Origin of the sequence: Citrobacter sp. Cpo147 (assembly GCF_030332405.1) — a bacterium.
GTDB lineage: Bacteria > Pseudomonadota > Gammaproteobacteria > Enterobacterales > Enterobacteriaceae > Citrobacter > Citrobacter portucalensis.
This window is the reverse complement of record NZ_JAOWHX010000031.1, coordinates 233697-251924: the sequence shown is the minus strand read 5'-3', so window position 1 is coordinate 251924 and position 18228 is coordinate 233697. Positions and strand designations below refer to the sequence as shown.

The 18228-nt window shown below is 53.3% G+C and carries 15 protein-coding genes; 13 read left to right on the top strand and 2 right to left on the bottom strand.

The genetic code is table 11. The features are described from left to right. Nucleotides 1-113 precede the first annotated feature (113 nt). The 11 genes from ndk to OGY06_RS10955 all read left to right on the top strand — a co-directional run bounded on the left by ndk (nucleotide 114) and on the right by OGY06_RS10955 (nucleotide 12444). Complete coding sequence (gene ndk, locus OGY06_RS11005; RefSeq protein WP_003037710.1) at nucleotides 114-545, top strand: nucleoside-diphosphate kinase; 432 nt, start codon at nucleotides 114-116, stop codon at nucleotides 543-545. Nucleotides 546-796: 251 nt separating this feature from the next. Then, nucleotides 797-1963, top strand: a complete 1167-nt coding sequence (gene rlmN / locus OGY06_RS11000) for a dual-specificity RNA methyltransferase RlmN (protein WP_003037713.1) — start codon at nucleotides 797-799, stop codon at nucleotides 1961-1963. Between the two features lie 283 nt (nucleotides 1964-2246). Continuing rightward, nucleotides 2247-3245, top strand: coding sequence for a cytoskeleton protein RodZ (rodZ, locus tag OGY06_RS10995; protein ID WP_032944208.1), 999 nt, complete (start codon nucleotides 2247-2249; stop codon nucleotides 3243-3245). A 26-nt stretch (nucleotides 3246-3271) separates the two neighbouring features. Continuing rightward, a complete protein-coding gene (gene ispG / locus OGY06_RS10990; RefSeq protein WP_003037720.1) occupies nucleotides 3272-4390 on the top strand; it encodes a flavodoxin-dependent (E)-4-hydroxy-3-methylbut-2-enyl-diphosphate synthase in 1119 nt (372 codons plus the stop codon). Between the two features lie 110 nt (nucleotides 4391-4500). Beyond that, a complete protein-coding gene (gene hisS, locus OGY06_RS10985) occupies nucleotides 4501-5775 on the top strand; it encodes a histidine--tRNA ligase (protein WP_003835173.1) in 1275 nt (424 codons plus the stop codon). Between the two features lie 13 nt (nucleotides 5776-5788). After that, nucleotides 5789-6409 (top strand): YfgM family protein, encoded by a 621-nt coding sequence (locus OGY06_RS10980; protein ID WP_003835172.1) that lies wholly within the window; start codon nucleotides 5789-5791, stop codon nucleotides 6407-6409. 10 nt (nucleotides 6410-6419) lie between these two features. Further along, a complete protein-coding gene (gene bamB, locus OGY06_RS10975) occupies nucleotides 6420-7598 on the top strand; it encodes an outer membrane protein assembly factor BamB (RefSeq protein ID WP_008785453.1) in 1179 nt (392 codons plus the stop codon). Nucleotides 7599-7715: 117 nt separating this feature from the next. Continuing rightward, complete coding sequence (gene der, locus OGY06_RS10970; RefSeq protein ID WP_003835168.1) at nucleotides 7716-9188, top strand: ribosome biogenesis GTPase Der; 1473 nt, start codon at nucleotides 7716-7718, stop codon at nucleotides 9186-9188. A 300-nt stretch (nucleotides 9189-9488) separates the two neighbouring features. Next, entirely contained in the window at nucleotides 9489-11030 is a 1542-nt protein-coding gene (locus tag OGY06_RS10965; RefSeq protein ID WP_003835166.1) for a peptide MFS transporter, read from the top strand. A gap of 63 nt (nucleotides 11031-11093) precedes the next feature. Beyond that, entirely contained in the window at nucleotides 11094-12176 is a 1083-nt protein-coding gene (locus OGY06_RS10960; RefSeq protein WP_003835163.1) for a Gfo/Idh/MocA family oxidoreductase, read from the top strand. A gap of 52 nt (nucleotides 12177-12228) precedes the next feature. Next, on the top strand, nucleotides 12229-12444 hold the full coding sequence (locus OGY06_RS10955) for a zinc ribbon domain-containing protein (RefSeq protein WP_003835160.1): 216 nt from the start codon (nucleotides 12229-12231) through the stop codon (nucleotides 12442-12444). Here the strand turns inward: OGY06_RS10955 and xseA are convergent. Then, nucleotides 12441-13814 carry an exodeoxyribonuclease VII large subunit gene (gene xseA / locus OGY06_RS10950; protein WP_286605305.1) on the bottom strand — a complete coding sequence of 458 codons (1374 nt, stop codon included), beginning with the start codon at nucleotides 13812-13814 and terminating at the stop codon, nucleotides 12441-12443. The genes OGY06_RS10955 and xseA overlap by 4 nt on opposite strands. A gap of 160 nt (nucleotides 13815-13974) precedes the next feature. Between xseA and guaB the strand changes: the two genes are divergently transcribed. After that, nucleotides 13975-15441 (top strand): IMP dehydrogenase, encoded by a 1467-nt coding sequence (guaB, locus tag OGY06_RS10945; protein ID WP_003037756.1) that lies wholly within the window; start codon nucleotides 13975-13977, stop codon nucleotides 15439-15441. A 63-nt stretch (nucleotides 15442-15504) separates the two neighbouring features. After that, nucleotides 15505-17082: a glutamine-hydrolyzing GMP synthase gene (gene guaA / locus OGY06_RS10940; RefSeq protein ID WP_003835152.1), complete on the top strand. Its 1578-nt coding sequence runs from the start codon at nucleotides 15505-15507 to the stop codon at nucleotides 17080-17082. 134 nt (nucleotides 17083-17216) lie between these two features. Here the strand turns inward: guaA and mscS are convergent, their stop codons facing one another. Next, nucleotides 17217-18095 (bottom strand): small-conductance mechanosensitive channel MscS, encoded by an 879-nt coding sequence (gene mscS / locus OGY06_RS10935; RefSeq protein ID WP_063941703.1) that lies wholly within the window; start codon nucleotides 18093-18095, stop codon nucleotides 17217-17219. Nucleotides 18096-18228: the final 133 nt, after the last annotated feature.

Below are 18228 nucleotides of genomic sequence, written 5' to 3'. Positions count from 1 at the left end.
TATTTTAAAGAAATGTTACCTTCATCAATAGTCAATTGCCGGGATGCTCTTTATAATCCGCGCCAGGTCGTACATCTATATAGACAACAACAGAACACATTACAGAGGTTATCATGGCTATTGAACGTACTTTTTCCATCATCAAACCAAACGCGGTGGCAAAAAACGTTATTGGGAGCATCTTTGCGCGCTTTGAAGCAGCAGGGTTCAAAATTGTCGGCACTAAAATGCTGCACCTGACCGTTGAGCAGGCACGTGGCTTCTATGCTGAGCACGATGGCAAACCGTTCTTTGACGGTCTGGTTGAATTTATGACCTCCGGTCCGATCGTTGTTTCTGTTCTGGAAAGCGAAAATGCCGTACAGCGTCATCGCGATCTGCTGGGCGCAACCAACCCGGCGAATGCGCTGGCCGGTACTCTGCGTGCAGACTATGCTGACAGCTTCACCGAGAACGGTACTCACGGTTCCGACTCCGTTGAGTCAGCGGCGCGCGAAATCGCCTATTTCTTTGGTGAAGGCGAGGTTTGCCCGCGTACGCGCTAATAAGCTCGTCCTGTAGGCCGGATAAGCGTTTGCGCATCCGGCTCTGCTTTGCCTGGTGGCGACGCTGATGCGTCTTATCAGGCCTACGATCTTCCTTTACATATTATTTTCGCTAATGCTTCGTGCAAACGTGGCATCCCTGCGCCAGACTTTGTACAATGCAACGCCCCGGAAGAGCAGATTGCTTGCCGGGGCGTTTCTTTTTAACCCTCCACGGGCCACAACGTGTAACAACGAGGCCGGAAAAAATTATGTCTGAATTAGTTAACACCTCTGAAGTCGTCATTCCTGCGGTTCCAAATAAAAATGGAAAAATTAACCTGCTGGATCTGAACCGTCAGCAAATGCGCGAATTCTTCAAAGAGATGGGCGAAAAACCGTTTCGTGCCGATCAGGTCATGAAGTGGATGTACCACTATTGCAGCGACAACTTTGATGACATGACTGACATCAACAAGGTGCTGCGTAACAAGCTGAAAGAAGTGGCTGAAATTCGCGCCCCGGAAGTGGTGGAAGAGCAGCGTTCTTCTGACGGTACGATCAAATGGGCTATCGCGGTTGGCGATCAGCGCGTTGAAACGGTGTATATCCCGGAAGACGATCGTGCGACCCTGTGTGTTTCTTCACAGGTCGGGTGCGCATTAGAGTGTAAATTCTGCTCTACGGCGCAACAGGGCTTTAACCGTAACTTACGGGTATCGGAGATCATTGGTCAGGTCTGGCGCGCGGCGAAGATCGTTGGTGCGGTGAAGGCTACGGGCGTGCGTCCTATTACCAACGTGGTGATGATGGGGATGGGCGAGCCGTTGCTCAACCTGACCAACGTGGTTCCGGCGATGGAAATCATGCTTGATGACTTCGGTTTTGGGCTGTCCAAGCGTCGCGTCACGCTCTCCACCTCAGGCGTTGTCCCTGCGCTGGATAAGCTGGGTGATATGATTGACGTCGCGCTGGCGATTTCTCTGCATGCGCCGAACGATGAAATTCGTGACGAAATTGTACCTATCAACAAAAAGTACAATATCGAAACATTCCTTGGCGCGGTTCGTCGTTATCTGGAGAAGTCCAACGCTAACCAGGGTCGTGTAACCATTGAGTATGTGATGTTAGATCACATCAATGATGGCACTGAACACGCGCATCAGCTGGCAGAACTGCTGAAAGATACGCCGTGTAAGATCAACCTGATCCCGTGGAACCCGTTCCCGGGCGCGCCGTATGGCCGTAGTTCTAACAGCCGTATCGATCGTTTCTCCAAAGTGTTGATGAGCTATGGTTTCACTACCATCGTACGTAAAACACGTGGTGATGACATCGATGCAGCCTGCGGTCAGCTGGCGGGCGACGTTATCGACCGTACCAAGCGTACTCTGCGTAAGCGTATGCAGGGCGACGCTATCGACATTAAGACCGTTTGATGTTGGCGCACTACGGTATAATTCCTGTACCGTAGTGCAACGTAAGCCATATGAGGTTTTTTGTTGTCGTCGTCAGGTCAATAATAACGGTGCGTTTTTGTCGACTTTAAGGCAGTATGTAACGGCGTAACAAGTGTTTAGCCCTCAGGTTTACGCCGTTTTGTCATTGATAGTCTGACCGTTTTATACTGTCTGACGAAGGTTAACTGACCAGATGTTTCGCGGTGTGGGTGAGCATTGTGGCTCGCCGGCATCAGAACCCAAATTTACGCAGCTGTAGCGAATGAATACTGAAGCCACGCACGACAAAAATGAAACACTATCCACCGGCGTTCGTCTGCGCAATGCCCGTGAACAACTCGGATTCAGCCAGCAGGCAGTCGCGGAGCGACTTTGCCTGAAGGTTTCCACGGTACGCGATATTGAAGAAGATAAGGCGCCAGCCGATCTTGCTTCAACATTCCTGCGCGGGTATATCCGTTCTTATGCGCGTCTGGTGCATATTCCTGAAGAAGAACTGTTGCCAGGGCTGGAAAAACAGGCTCCGATTCGACCAGCTAAGGTCGCACCGATGCAGAGCTTTTCGCTCGGTAAGCGTCGTAAGAAACGTGACGGCTGGTTAATGACCTTTACCTGGCTGGTGCTGTTTGTCGTTGTCGGACTGACAGGCGCCTGGTGGTGGCAGAACCATAAAGCGCAGCAGGAAGAGATCACCACCATGGCCGATCAATCCTCTGCTGAGCTGAATGCCGGTAAAGAGGGTGCGCAGAACGTACCGTTAGATACCAGCGCAGCAGCAGGGCAGGATACCCCTCCGGCTCCTGACGATGGTGCGGTGGCGGACGCAGCGCCAACGCCAGACGTTGCTGCGACCCCGGCACCCGCCGCTGATGCGCAACAGAACGCCGTTGTTGCCCCATCTCAGGCTAACGTCGATACCGCAACCGCAGCGCCAACAGCGCCAGCTACAGCGGCTCCTCTGCCGACCGATCAGGCAGGTGTGACTACACCTGCAGCCGATCCTAACGCGCTGGTGATGAACTTTACCGCCGATTGCTGGCTGGAAGTAACCGATGCGACCGGTAAAAAACTGTTCAGCGGGATGCAGCGTAAAGACGGCAATCTAAACCTGACCGGTCAAGCGCCGTACAAACTGAAAATTGGCGCCCCGGCGGCAGTGCAGATTCAGTTCCAGGGTAAACCTGTCGATCTGAGTCGTTTTATCAGAACTAACCAGGTTGCGCGTCTGACCGTTAATGCCGAACAATCACCGGCTCAGTAACAGACGGCAATGCGGGAGATTTTTTAATGCATAACCAGGCTCCAATTCAACGTAGAAAATCGACACGCATTTACGTTGGGAACGTGCCGATCGGCGATGGTGCGCCCATCGCCGTACAGTCTATGACTAATACGCGTACCACGGATGTGGAAGCGACGGTTAATCAGATTAAAGCGCTGGAACGCGTAGGTGCAGACATTGTTCGTGTCTCTGTACCGACAATGGATGCCGCAGAAGCGTTCAAGCTTATCAAACAGCAGGTTAACGTCCCGCTGGTTGCCGATATTCACTTCGACTATCGTATCGCGCTGAAGGTAGCGGAATACGGTGTTGATTGCTTGCGTATTAACCCAGGTAATATCGGCAGTGAAGAGCGTATTCGCATGGTGGTGGATTGCGCTCGTGATAAAAATATTCCTATCCGTATCGGCGTCAACGCCGGATCGCTGGAAAAAGATCTGCAGGAAAAATACGGTGAACCGACGCCGCAGGCGCTGCTGGAATCCGCTATGCGCCACGTGGATCACCTCGATCGTCTGAACTTCGATCAATTCAAAGTCAGTGTTAAAGCGTCTGACGTTTTCCTCGCCGTAGAATCCTATCGCCTGCTGGCGAAACAGATCGATCAACCGCTGCATCTGGGGATCACCGAAGCCGGTGGCCTGCGTAGTGGTTCGGTGAAGTCCGCGATCGGCCTTGGCCTGCTGTTATCTGAAGGGATCGGCGATACGCTGCGTGTTTCTCTGGCAGCCGATCCGGTGGAAGAGATCAAAGTGGGTTTCGATATCCTGAAATCGCTGCGCATTCGCGCGCGCGGGATCAACTTCATCGCTTGCCCAACCTGCTCGCGTCAGGAGTTTGACGTTATTGGTACGGTTAACGCGCTGGAGCAACGCCTGGAAGATATCATTACGCCAATGGACGTTTCGATCATCGGCTGCGTGGTAAACGGTCCTGGTGAAGCGCTGGTTTCTACGCTGGGCGTGACGGGCGGTAACAAGAAAAGCGGCCTGTATGAAGACGGCGTGCGTAAGGACAGACTCGATAACGACGACATGATTACGCAGCTTGAAGCCCGCATCCGCGCTAAAGCGAGTATTCTGGACGAAGCGCGTCGTATCGACGTGCAGCAGCTTGAAAAATAACAACGTGATGGGAAGCGGCGTGCTTCCCGTGTATGATTGAACCCGCATGGCGCCCGCATTGTTCGGGTTAGCGCTGAGGGTTCATTTTTATATTCATAAAGAGAATAAACGTGGCAAAAAACATTCAAGCCATTCGCGGCATGAACGATTATCTGCCTGGCGAAACCGCCATCTGGCAGCGCATTGAAGGCACTCTCAAAAACGTGCTCGGTAGCTACGGTTACAGTGAAATCCGCTTGCCGATTGTAGAGCAGACCCCGTTATTCAAACGCGCGATCGGTGAAGTTACCGACGTGGTTGAAAAAGAGATGTATACCTTTGAGGACCGTAATGGCGACAGCCTGACGTTGCGTCCTGAAGGGACTGCGGGCTGCGTACGCGCCGGCATCGAACATGGTCTCCTGTACAATCAGGAACAGCGTCTGTGGTATATCGGGCCGATGTTCCGCCACGAACGTCCGCAGAAAGGACGCTATCGTCAATTCCATCAGCTGGGTGTCGAAGTATTTGGCCTGCAAGGCCCGGACATCGATGCGGAGCTGATTATGCTGACCGCTCGCTGGTGGCGCGCGCTGGGTATTTCTCAGCATGTTAGCCTTGAGCTGAACTCAATCGGTTCGCTTGAAGCCCGCGCTAACTACCGTGATGCGCTGGTCGCCTACCTGGAATTACACAAAGAGAAACTGGACGAAGACTGCAAGCGTCGTATGTACACCAATCCGCTGCGCGTTCTCGACTCCAAAAACCCGGAAGTACAGGCGCTGCTCAACGACGCGCCTGCACTGGGCGACTATCTTGATGACGACTCTCGCGAGCACTTCGCGGGCTTGTGCAAACTGCTGGAGTCCGCAGGCATTGCCTACACCGTCAATCAGCGTCTGGTTCGTGGTCTTGATTACTACAACCGCACCGTATTTGAGTGGGTCACCAGCAGCCTGGGCTCTCAGGGCACCGTGTGTGCCGGTGGTCGTTACGACGGTCTGGTAGAGCAACTTGGCGGTCGTGCAACGCCTGCCGTGGGCTTTGCTATGGGTCTGGAACGACTTGTTTTGTTAGTTCAGGCAGTTAATCCGGAATTTAACGCAGATCCTGTTGTCGATATATACCTGGTTGCTTCAGGGGCGGACACGCAGTCGGCGGCAATGACGCTTGCAGAACGTCTGCGCGATGAAGTTCCTGGTGTGAAACTGATGACAAACCACGGTGGCGGCAACTTTAAGAAACAGTTTGCCCGTGCCGATAAGTGGGGCGCCCGCGTTGCACTGGTACTGGGCGAGTCCGAAGTGGCTGACGGTACTGTTGTAGTGAAGGATTTGCGCTCTGGTGAGCAAACGGCAGTAGCGCAGGATAGCGTTGCCGCGCATTTGCGCACTTTACTGGGCTAAGGAGAAGGACAGCGTGGAAATTTACGAGAACGAACACGACCAGGTTGATGCGGTAAAACGCTTCTTTGCTGAAAACGGCAAGGCGCTGGCTGTTGGGATCATTTTAGGGGTTGGCGCGCTGGTTGGTTGGCGTTACTGGACCAGCCATCAGACGGAGTCCGCACGCTCTGCTTCTCTGGCGTATCAAAATACGGTGACTGCGGTTAGCGCGGGTAAACCGGACAGCATTCCTGCCGCTGAGAAATTTGCTGCAGAGAATAAAAATACCTACGGCGCGCTGGCTTCACTGGAACTTGCGCAGCAGTTTGTTGACCAAAATGAACTTGAGAAAGCTGCAAGTCAGCTGCAACAGGGCTTGGCTGCAACCAGCGATGAAAATCTCAAAGCGGTGATTAACCTGCGTCTGGCTCGTGTTCAGGTTCAGCTTAAACAGGCTGATACCGCGCTGAAAACGCTCGACACTATTAAAGGTGAAGGGTGGACGGCCATTGTTGCCGATCTGCGCGGTGAAGCGTTGCTGAGCAAAGGCGACAAACAAGGTGCGCGTAGCGCATGGGAAGCGGGTGTGAAAAGCGATGCCTCTCCTGCTCTGAGCGAAATGATGCAGATGAAAATCAATAATTTGTCCATCTGAGAGGGACCCGATGCAATTGCGTAAATTACTTCTGCCAGGGCTGCTTTCCGTTACCCTATTGAGCGGCTGTTCACTGTTTAGTGGCGAAGAAGATGTCGTTAAGATGTCCCCATTACCGGTGGTTGAAAACCAGTTTACTCCGTCTACGGAATGGAGCACCTCCGTAGGTAACGGTATTGGTGATTTCTATTCCAATCTTCACCCTGCGCTGGCGGATAACGTTGTCTATGCAGCCGATCGCGCTGGTGTAGTGAAAGCATTGAACGCAGGCGACGGTAAAGAAGTCTGGTCTGTGAATCTGGGTGAGAAAGACGGCTGGTTCTCCCGTGCATCTGCACAGCTTTCTGGCGGTGTAACCGTGTCTGGCGGACATGTTTACATTGGCAGCGAAAAAGCACAGGTTTATGCGTTGAATACCAGCGACGGCACCACCGCATGGCAGACGAAAGTCGCCGGTGAAGCGCTGTCTCGTCCTGTTGTGAGCGATGGCGTAGTACTGATCCACACCAGCAACGGCCAGTTGCAGGCATTAAACGAAGCTGATGGCGCCATCAAATGGACCGTTAACCTCGACATGCCTTCCCTGTCTCTGCGTGGTGAATCCGCTCCGGCAACTGCCTTTGGCGCAGCTATTGTCGGCGGTGATAACGGTCGCGTGAGCGCCGTGCTGATGCAGCAAGGCCAGATGATTTGGCAGCAGCGTATCTCTCAGGCGACAGGCCCAACGGAAATCGATCGTCTGAGCGACGTTGATACCACGCCGGTTATCGTCAATGGCGTTGTTTACGCGCTGGCTTATAATGGTAACCTGACGGCGCTGGATCTGCGCAGCGGTCAAATTATGTGGAAACGCGAACTAGGCTCGGTGAATGATTTCATCGTCGACGGTAACCGTATCTACCTGGTTGACCAGAATGACCGCGTACTGGCGCTGACCACCGATGGCGGCGTGACGCTGTGGACGCAAAGCGATCTGCTGCACCGTCTGCTGACGTCCCCGGTATTGTATAATGGCAATCTGGTCGTCGGTGATAGCGAAGGCTACCTGCACTGGATTAACGTTGACGATGGTCGTTTTGTTGCCCAGCAGAAAGTCGACAGCTCAGGTTTCCTGACCGAGCCGGTCTCTGCTGATGGTAAACTGCTGATCCAGGCGAAAGACGGTACGCTGTACTCCATTACGCGTTAATCGTCCCGGCCGCTCGCTTTGAAAAACGGCTCCTGGTGCAGGGGCCGTTTTACTGTTTTTAACAACGGCGCAAAAATGTGCCCGTTGTCTGATGATTTTTTAAATGAGGCTTTAAACATGGTACCTGTGGTCGCGCTTGTCGGGCGCCCTAACGTTGGCAAATCCACGTTATTTAACCGTCTAACTCGCACCCGAGATGCGCTGGTTGCGGATTTCCCGGGTCTGACTCGTGACCGTAAGTACGGTCGTGCGGAAATTGAAGGCCGTGAGTTTATCTGTATTGATACCGGCGGTATTGATGGCACCGAAGACGGTGTTGAAACCCGTATGGCGGAACAGTCGCTGTTGGCTATCGAAGAAGCAGACGTTGTGCTGTTCATGGTGGATGCGCGTGCTGGCCTGATGCCAGCGGATGAAGCTATTGCTAAACATCTGCGTTCGCGCCAGAAACCGACGTTCCTGGTCGCCAACAAAACTGACGGACTCGATCCTGACCAGGCGGTTGTTGATTTCTACTCATTGGGTCTGGGTGAAATTTATCCTATCGCGGCGTCCCATGGTCGTGGCGTTCTCAGCCTGCTGGAGCATGTTCTGCTGCCGTGGATGGATGACGTTGCTCCTCAGGAAGAAGTGGATGAAGACGCAGAATACTGGGCGCAGCTTGAAGCTAAAGAAAACGGCGAAGAAGAGCCTGAAGACGATTTCAACCCGCAGGATTTGCCGATTAAACTGGCAATCGTCGGCCGTCCGAACGTAGGTAAGTCCACGCTTACTAACCGTATTCTCGGCGAAGACCGCGTAGTGGTTTACGACATGCCGGGAACCACGCGTGACAGTATTTATATTCCGATGCAGCGCGATGAACGCGAATATGTGCTCATCGATACCGCGGGCGTACGTAAGCGCGGCAAAATTACCGAAGCGGTAGAAAAATTCTCAGTAATCAAAACGCTGCAGGCAATTGAAGATGCCAACGTGGTGATGCTGGTGATTGACGCGCGTGAAGGGATTTCCGATCAGGACCTGTCGCTGCTGGGCTTTATTCTCAATAGTGGGCGCTCACTTGTTATCGTTGTGAACAAGTGGGATGGCCTGACGCAGGAAGTAAAAGAGCAGGTCAAAGAGACGCTGGACTTCCGTCTGGGCTTTATTGATTTTGCGCGCGTACACTTTATCTCTGCACTGCACGGTAGCGGCGTGGGTAATCTGTTTGAATCGGTCCGTGAAGCATACGATAGCTCTACACGTCGCGTGAGCACCGCGATGCTGACGCGCATCATGACCATGGCAGTAGAAGATCATCAGCCGCCGCTGGTGCGTGGTCGTCGTGTGAAGCTGAAATATGCCCACGCTGGTGGTTATAACCCGCCAATCGTGGTGATTCACGGCAACCAGGTCAAAGACCTGCCGGATTCCTACAAGCGCTATCTGATGAACTATTTCCGCAAGTCTTTGGACGTGATGGGGACGCCGATCCGTATTCAGTTCAAAGAAGGGGAGAACCCGTTTGCGAACAAACGTAATACATTGACGCCGACTCAGATGCGTAAGCGTAAGCGCTTGATTAAGCACATCAAAAAAAGCAAGTAATCGTTGCTGATGCAGATGAAAACCCGCGCTTGTCGCGGGTTTTTTTTCGTTATTCCAACGCCAACCTCAGCCCGTGCGATGTCAATCACTATTCGTTTTTTGCCAAGTTTAAATCTAAGAAAGTAGACATTTGTCGAGTTTTCATCTTAAAGTCCGGGGGCTGGTACTAGACAAAACTAGCCTTAGGTTATCAAATGGTTAAATAACTTTTCGCCGCATGTAAAAAATCGGTCAGATACGTAACTGGCTGGCGTACATCGCGGTGTTTACACGCACGACGACATAACTTTCGGGAGAATTATGCAATCCTCTGTTAATCAAAAAGAAAGCCGAACTTTCTTCGGTCATCCTTATCCGCTCGGCTCGCTATTCTTCACAGAGATGTGGGAGCGTTTTTCGTTTTACGGCATTCGCCCGTTACTGATCCTGTTTATGGCTGCTACCGTTTATGACGGCGGCATGGGGCTGGCGCGTGAAAATGCCTCGGCGATTGTGGGTATCTTTGCCGGTACGATGTATCTCGCCGCGCTGCCTGGTGGCTGGCTGGCGGATAACTGGCTCGGCCAACAGAAAGCGGTGTGGTACGGTTCCATTTTGATTGCGCTCGGTCACTTGTCGATCGCGCTCTCGGCCATTATGGGGAACAACCTGTTCTTTATCGGCCTGATGTTTATCGTGCTCGGTTCCGGTCTGTTTAAGACCTGTATCTCAGTGATGGTTGGCACGCTGTATAAAAAAGGCGATGCGCGTCGCGACGGCGGTTTCTCGCTGTTCTATATGGGCATCAATATGGGGTCGTTTATCGCGCCGCTGATCTCCGGCTGGCTGATTAAATCCCACGGTTGGCACTGGGGCTTTGGCATCGGTGGTATCGGGATGCTGGTGGCGTTGATCATCTTCCGCGTGTTTGCCGTTCCATCGATGAAACGTTATGACAGCGAAGTGGGTCTGGACTCAACCTGGAACAGCCCGGTAGTGAAACGTAACGGTGTGGGCGCGTGGCTGCTGGCGCTGGCCGTCGGCGTAGCCGTTATCGTTACGCTGATTGCGCAGGGCGTGATTGTGATAAATCCGGTCGCGGTTGCCAGTATGCTGGTGTATGTGATTGCCGCCTCTGTCGCGCTCTATTTTATCTACCTGTTTGTCTTTGCTGGTCTGAATCGCAAAGAGCGCGCCAGACTGCTGGTCTGCTTTATCCTGCTGGTTTCCGCCGCGTTCTTCTGGTCTGCGTTTGAGCAGAAGCCAACCTCGTTCAACCTGTTCGCTAACGACTACACTAACCGTATGATCGGCGATTTTGAAATCCCGGCGGTCTGGTTCCAGTCGATAAACGCGCTGTTTATCATTCTGCTGGCACCAGTATTCAGCTGGGCGTGGCCGAAACTGGCGAGCATGAACATTCGTCCGAGCAGCATCACCAAGTTCGTTATCGGTATTCTCTGTGCCGCTGCAGGCTTTGGTCTGATGATGCTGGCAGCGCAAAACGTTCTCAGTAACGGTGGTGCAGGTGTTTCGCCATTCTGGCTGGTGGGTAGTATCCTGATGCTGACACTTGGTGAGCTGTGCCTGAGCCCGATCGGTCTGGCGACCATGACGCTGCTGGCCCCGGAAAGAATGCGCGGGCAGATGATGGGCCTGTGGTTCTGCGCCAGCGCGCTGGGTAACCTGGCCGCAGGTCTGATTGGTGGTCATGTGAAGGCCGACCAACTGGATATGCTGCCGGATCTCTTCGCTCGCTGCTCGATTGCATTGCTTATCTGCGCCGCGGTACTGATCGTCCTCATTGTGCCGATCCGTCGCATGCTGGAGAATACGCAAACTAAACCGGCTACTAGCGCCTGATAACACCTCGATTGTGCCGGGGCAGACGTGATGTCCCGGCCAATTCATTTACGAGGTGAGAACATGCTGTTAGGGTTTGTTGGGCTTGGCGCAGTCGTTGAAACGGCATACTTGCCCGCATTGCGTAAACTTTACGGTGATTCCCTGTGCTGTGTGGGATTTGACGTGCAACCCGCAAAACAGCCCGCTGGTGTGACACGCTGTGCATCGCTCGCTGAACTTCTTGCAACACCGCTTGATACCCTGTTTATCACCACCGCATCCCTGCATCATCTCGATGTGCTTGAACAGGCGCTGGCCGCTCCCATCGCACGAATCGTGGTTGAAAAACCGATTGTTGCCACGCTTTCCCAAATTGAAAAACTGAAAACGCTGCTGGAGCAACCCGACGCTGCCGACCGTGTGCTGGCGCTCGACCACTGGATGGCGCGCAATGGCGCAATGGAGCTGGCATTGGGAAAACTCGGTACGCAGTGGCAGGGCGATAACCCACAACAGGCACTTGTCTCTCACTTTTCAGACGTTGTTAAAATCGACGGTTTTTTGCAGGAGCCGAGCGGATTTAACGCTACAGGAGAGCCGATCGCGCTCAACTTTGCCACTGGTGAGCCAGATACGCGTGAGCTTCGCCACCCGGACGGTGTGATTCTGGACATTGGCGCACACGTACTGGCCATGCTGCGTGAAACGGTGCGTTACCTGGGTGGTAATGACAGCATGACCCTGCAGGTGAAGAGCGCTAAAGACCGTCTTGGACATAACATCATCCAGGGTGACCTGACCACGCCTGAAGGAGAGGCGCATCTGCAAGGGCTGATTAGCGGTGTACCGCTGGATATCTGGCTGAATAAATACGCGGGGCCCGCTGGCGGACAAAAAGGTCTGCGCCTTTATCTGCGTGATGGGCGTATCATCAGCTACGACCGACGGGGTGCCGACGATGTGCTCGAATTGATTGACGGTGATGTTGTGCAACGCTGGTGTCTGCCAGGTACGATTTATGCCCATTGTCTGGCGGAACATATTCTGGGGGCGCAAAGTCTGTTTGAGCGCAGCCCGCAGGAGGTGAGCCACACGACGCAGCGCAGGCTGGAGGAGGTCGAACGATTACTGATCCTACAGCAACAGTTGCGTGGTTCACACTAGGCGTATCATGGTAAAATTAGCACAGAATTGAACGCTATTTAAAGGAGTCACCATGTCGATGACCTGCCCGGATTGTCACGCAGAACTGGAACCACAAAACGGTGTGGCACACTGTGAAAACTGTAAAAAAGATATTCCGTTAGAAGCGCGCTGTCCGGAGTGCCATCAGCCGCTCCAGGTGTTAAAAGCCTGCGGAGCGGTGGACTATTTCTGTCAGAATGGTCATGGTCTGATTTCGAAGAAACGTGTGGAGTTTGTGCCGGTTTAATCTGACTTTTTCTTCCGCGTTTTCTTTGCCGTCGTTACGCCTTTCACTTCGCTCTCTACCCAGCCGTCTGACAGGCGGGTAGTGAGCACATCCCCAGTTTTTACCTGTTTGGTCTGCTTCAGCACTCTGCCGTCGGTCGCGGTAGTGACGCTATAGCCGCGAGCGAGCGTCGAGAGAGGACTCACCGCTTCAAGATGCGTCACCACATTACCGAAGCGTTCTCGCTGTGCGCTTAAACGCGCGCGGATATTCTCTGCCAGACGGTACTCCAGTTGCTGAATACGGGTTTGCGCCCGATAAATTTGCGGCTGTGGGTTTTGCTGGCTCAGGCGTTGACTTACGCGCTGTTGGCGCTGATTGGCCTGCTTAATTTTATTCTCAAGAGCGAAATTCATCCGCTGGCGCAGTCGCTCCAGCACGGTCTGCTGACGGGCCAGACGCAGTTGCGGATGTTGCTGTTGCAAACGGTGATGAAGCTGGGTAAAGCGACGAGTACGGTTGGCGATGTAATAGTCCATCGCCATTTCCAGACGCTGCTGGCCATGCTGAATTTGACGCAGCAGTTCCAGTTGATTGCGGCTGACAATTTCCGCCGCTGCTGATGGCGTAGGCGCCCGTAAATCTGCAATAAAATCAGCAATAGTGACATCTGTTTCGTGGCCGACGGCGCTTACCACCGGGATGCGGCTGGCAAAGATTGCCCGCGCTACGCGTTCGTCGTTAAAACTCCACAAATCTTCCAGAGAACCGCCGCCGCGCCCAACGATAAGCACATCGCACTCGCTCCGCGCGTTCGCCATCTCAATGGCGCGAACGATCTGTCCTGGCGCATCGTCGCCCTGGACCGCGGTCGGGTAGATAATAACGGGCAGGGATGGGTCACGACGCTTCAGCACGTGGAGAATGTCGTGCAGCGCAGCCCCGGTTTTCGAGGTAATGACCCCAACGCAGTGAGCCGGAGAGGGTAGTGATTTTTTGAACTGCTGATCGAATAGCCCCTCAGCCTGCAGTTTGGCTTTGAGTTGCTCATATTTTTGCTGCAACAAGCCTTCACCAGCTGGCTGCATGCTCTCAACAATTATCTGGTAGTCGCCACGCGGTTCGTACAACGTAATGTTGGCGCGTACCAGGACCTGCTGACCGTGCTGTGGGCGGAACGTTACCCGCCGATTGCTGTTGCGAAACATCGCGCAGCGTACCTGGGCGGTGTCATCTTTGAGCGTGAAATACCAGTGACCGGAGGACGGCTGAGTGAAATTCGAGATTTCACCGCTGATCCAAACTTGTCCCATTTCCTGCTCAAGCAGCAAACGAACCGTCTGATTTAGGCGGCTTACGGTAAAAATTGAGGTGGTCTGAGAGGATAACATGTGAGCGGGATCAAATTCTAAATCAGCAAGTTATTCAGTCGAAAGTAACATGCTCACAGAGGAGCGCAAGGTTTTTTTGCAAAAAAGTGTGGATGCAATCGGTTACGCTCTGTATAATGCCGCGGCAATATTTAATAACCTCCCAGGTGAGATATTGCCCATGCTACGTATCGCAAAAGAAGCCCTGACGTTTGACGACGTCCTCCTCGTTCCCGCTCATTCTACCGTTCTGCCGAATACTGCTGACCTCAGCACCCAGTTGACGAAAACCATTCGCCTGAACATTCCTATGCTCTCCGCAGCAATGGACACCGTGACGGAAGCGCGCCTGGCAATTGCCCTGGCCCAGGAAGGCGGCATCGGTTTTATCCACAAAAACATGTCCATCGAGCGCCAGGCTGAAGAAGTTCGCCGCGTGAAGAAACACGAATCTGGCGTGGTAACTGACCCTCAGACCGTACTGCCAACCACTACTCTGCGCGAAGTGAAAGAACTGACCGAGCGTAACGGCTTTGCAGGCTACCCGGTGGTGACTGAAGATAACGAACTGGTCGGCATCATCACCGGCCGTGATGTGCGTTTTGTGACAGACCTGAACCAGCCGGTTAGCGTATATATGACGCCAAAAGAGCGTCTGGTGACCGTTCGTGAAGGCGAAGCGCGCGATGTCGTCTTTGCTAAAATGCACGAAAAACGCGTTGAGAAAGCGCTGGTTGTTGATGACAGCTTCCACCTGCTCGGCATGATCACCGTAAAAGATTTCCAGAAAGCAGAACGTAAACCTAACGCCTGTAAAGACGAGCATGGTCGTCTGCGCGTTGGTGCAGCGGTAGGTGCTGGCGCAGGTAACGAAGAGCGTGTTGACGCGCTGGTTGCCGCTGGCGTAGACGTTCTGCTGATTGACTCCTCTCACGGCCACTCTGAAGGTGTTCTGCAGCGTATCCGTGAAACTCGCGCTAAATATCCTGACCTGCAGATCATCGGCGGTAACGTTGCTACGGGCGCAGGTGCTCGCGCGCTTGCTGAAGCTGGCTGCAGCGCAGTTAAAGTGGGTATCGGCCCTGGCTCCATCTGTACCACCCGTATCGTGACCGGCGTCGGTGTTCCGCAGATCACTGCCGTTTCTGATGCCGTTGAAGCGCTGGAAGGCACCGGTATTCCGGTTATCGCCGACGGCGGTATTCGTTTCTCCGGCGACATCGCTAAAGCGATTGCTGCTGGTGCTGCCGCAGTGATGGTTGGCTCCATGCTGGCGGGTACTGAAGAATCCCCGGGCGAAATCGAACTGTACCAGGGCCGTTCTTACAAATCTTACCGCGGTATGGGTTCTCTGGGCGCGATGTCCAAAGGGTCTTCTGACCGTTACTTCCAGAGCGATAACGCCGCTGACAAACTGGTCCCGGAAGGTATCGAAGGTCGTGTTGCCTATAAAGGTCGCCTGAAAGAGATCATTCACCAGCAGATGGGCGGCCTGCGCTCCTGTATGGGTCTGACCGGCTGTGGTACTATCGACGCGCTGCGAACGAAAGCAGAGTTTGTACGCATCAGCGGTGCGGGTATTCAGGAAAGTCACGTTCACGATGTGACCATCACCAAAGAGTCCCCTAACTACCGCATGGGCTCCTGATAAGTTTCCGCGCCCGGCTATATGCCGGGCGAATTTGTTTCACTTGCCTCGGAATTAGCGTCAATGACAGACAATATTCATAAACATCGCATTCTCATCCTCGATTTCGGCTCGCAGTACACTCAACTGGTTGCACGTCGCGTACGTGAACTGGGCGTCTACTGTGAACTGTGGGCATGGGATGTTACGGAAGCACAAATTCGCGAATTCAACCCAAGCGGTATCATTCTTTCCGGTGGTCCGGAAAGTACCACCGAAGAAAACAGCCCGCGTGCGCCGGAATACGTTTTCAATGCGGGCGTGCCGGTGTTCGGCGTGTGCTACGGCATGCAGACCATGGCAATGCAGCTCGGTGGTCATGTTGAAGGTTCTAACGAACGTGAATTCGGCTATGCGCAGGTTGAAGTTCAGACCGACAGCGCGCTTGTCCGCGGTATTGAAGACTCCCTGACCGCAGACGGCAAACCGTTGCTGGACGTGTGGATGAGCCACGGCGACAAAGTAACCGCCATTCCGGAAGGTTTTGTGACCGTTGCCAGCACCGACAGCTGCCCGTTCGCTATCATGGCGCACGAAGAAAAACGCTTCTACGGCGTGCAGTTCCACCCGGAAGTTACCCACACCCGTCAGGGTATGCGCATGCTGGAGCGTTTTGTGCGCGACATCTGCCAGTGTGAAGCGCTGTGGACGCCGGCAAAAATTATCGATGACGCCGTTGCCCGCATTCGTGAGCAGGTTGGCAATGATAAAGTTATCCTCGGCCTGTCCGGCGGCGTTGACTCCTCCGTCACCGCGATGCTGCTGCACCGTGCTATCGGCAAAAACCTGACCTGCGTGTTCGTTGACAACGGTCTGCTGCGTCTCAACGAAGCTCAGCAGGTGATGGATATGTTCGGCGACCACTTTGGCCTGAACATCATTCACGTGGAAGGCGAGCAGCGTTTCCTGGACGCGCTGAAAGGCGAGAACGACCCAGAAGCTAAACGTAAAATCATCGGCCGCGTATTCGTGGAAGTATTCGATGAAGAAGCGCTGAAGCTGGAAGACGTTAAGTGGCTGGCGCAGGGCACCATCTACCCGGACGTGATCGAATCCGCGGCATCTGCCACGGGTAAAGCGCACGTTATCAAATCTCACCACAACGTGGGCGGTTTGCCGAAAGAGATGAAGATGGGTCTGGTTGAGCCGCTGCGTGAGCTGTTCAAAGACGAAGTGCGTAAGATTGGTCTGGAGCTGGGCCTGCCGTACGACATGCTGTACCGTCACCCGTTCCCTGGACCGGGTCTGGGCGTACGTGTGCTTGGCGAAGTGAAGAAAGAGTACTGCGACCTGCTGCGTCGCGCGGATGCTATCTTCATTGAAGAGCTGCACAAAGCTGACCTGTACAACAAGGTAAGCCAGGCGTTCACCGTGTTCCTGCCGGTTCGTTCCGTTGGTGTGATGGGCGATGGCCGCAAGTACGACTGGGTTGTTTCCCTGCGTGCGGTAGAAACCATCGACTTTATGACCGCGCACTGGGCGCACCTGCCGTATGACTTCTTAGGCCGCGTCTCTAACCGCATTATCAACGAAGTGAACGGTATTTCCCGCGTGGTGTATGACATCAGCGGTAAGCCGCCAGCTACGATTGAGTGGGAATAATATCCCTTTCCGTTAGCGGTTTTTGAACCGGTAATATGTAAAAAACCCTCTGTTTACAGAGGGTTTTTTTATTGCACGCATTTCAGCAAATACTTCAGTAAATACTTCTGGCGTATGTTCTGTCGGATAGTACGCTAATCGACCAGTTGCAGCTGAGGCTGCTGCTGAGGTGCGACATTCTGAATACGCACATCCATCTGTGGATAGGGCAGGTCAATATGGTTGGCGTCCAGCGCCTCTTTAATGTTTTCCAGCAGATCGTAATAGGTGTTCCAGTACTCGATGTTGGGCACCCATACGCGCACGTAAAAATTCAACGCTGAAGCGCCCAGTTCGCCCAGGCGAACGGTTACCCCACGTTGCTTATCGATACGGCTGTCCTGCTCGATAATGTGATTAATAACTTGCTTAACCTCTGCAATCCGACTCTGATAACCCACGCCAATCACCAGATCGATACGGCGAAAAGGATGACGGGAATAGTTAATGATGTTGTCAGCGATGATCTTACCGTTTGGAATCACCACTTCTTTGCTGTCCGCGGTGAGCAGGGTGGTGGAGAAGATGTGCACCTTTTCTACAGTTCCGGTGACTGCACCAATCTGCACTACTTCCCCTGCGCGAAAAGGCCGCAGGGAAACCAACAGCACGCCAGCGGCAAAGTTGGAAAGCGATCCTTGTAGCGCGAGACCAATAGCCAGTCCGGCGGCGCCGATGACGGCAATAATGGAGGATGTTTCAATGCCGACGCGACCCAACGCAGCGACGACGAAAAAAGCGAGGGTGATGTAACGTACCAGCGCGGTGAAGAACTGAATGATGGTTCTGTCGACTTTACGTTTAAGCAGTAACTTTTCCAGCCCACGAGAGAGCAGGCGAGCGATAAATTTACCGACAAACAATAAGATCACGGCGGCAACGATATTCCAGCCGAATTGAATGACCGCATCACTGTGCCCGGCGACCCACTCAAGACCGCTTCTTATCTTTGGAAATAATAAAAAACCACTCATGGCATTACCCTGTAGTATTTAAAAATGATAACAATTCAAATAACTATTTAATTTTCATGCGAAATATAAATGCTTGCGTCAGTGATATTTGCTGGTGATATTAATTAGCGTTTATTTGAGCACTTTTTGTCTT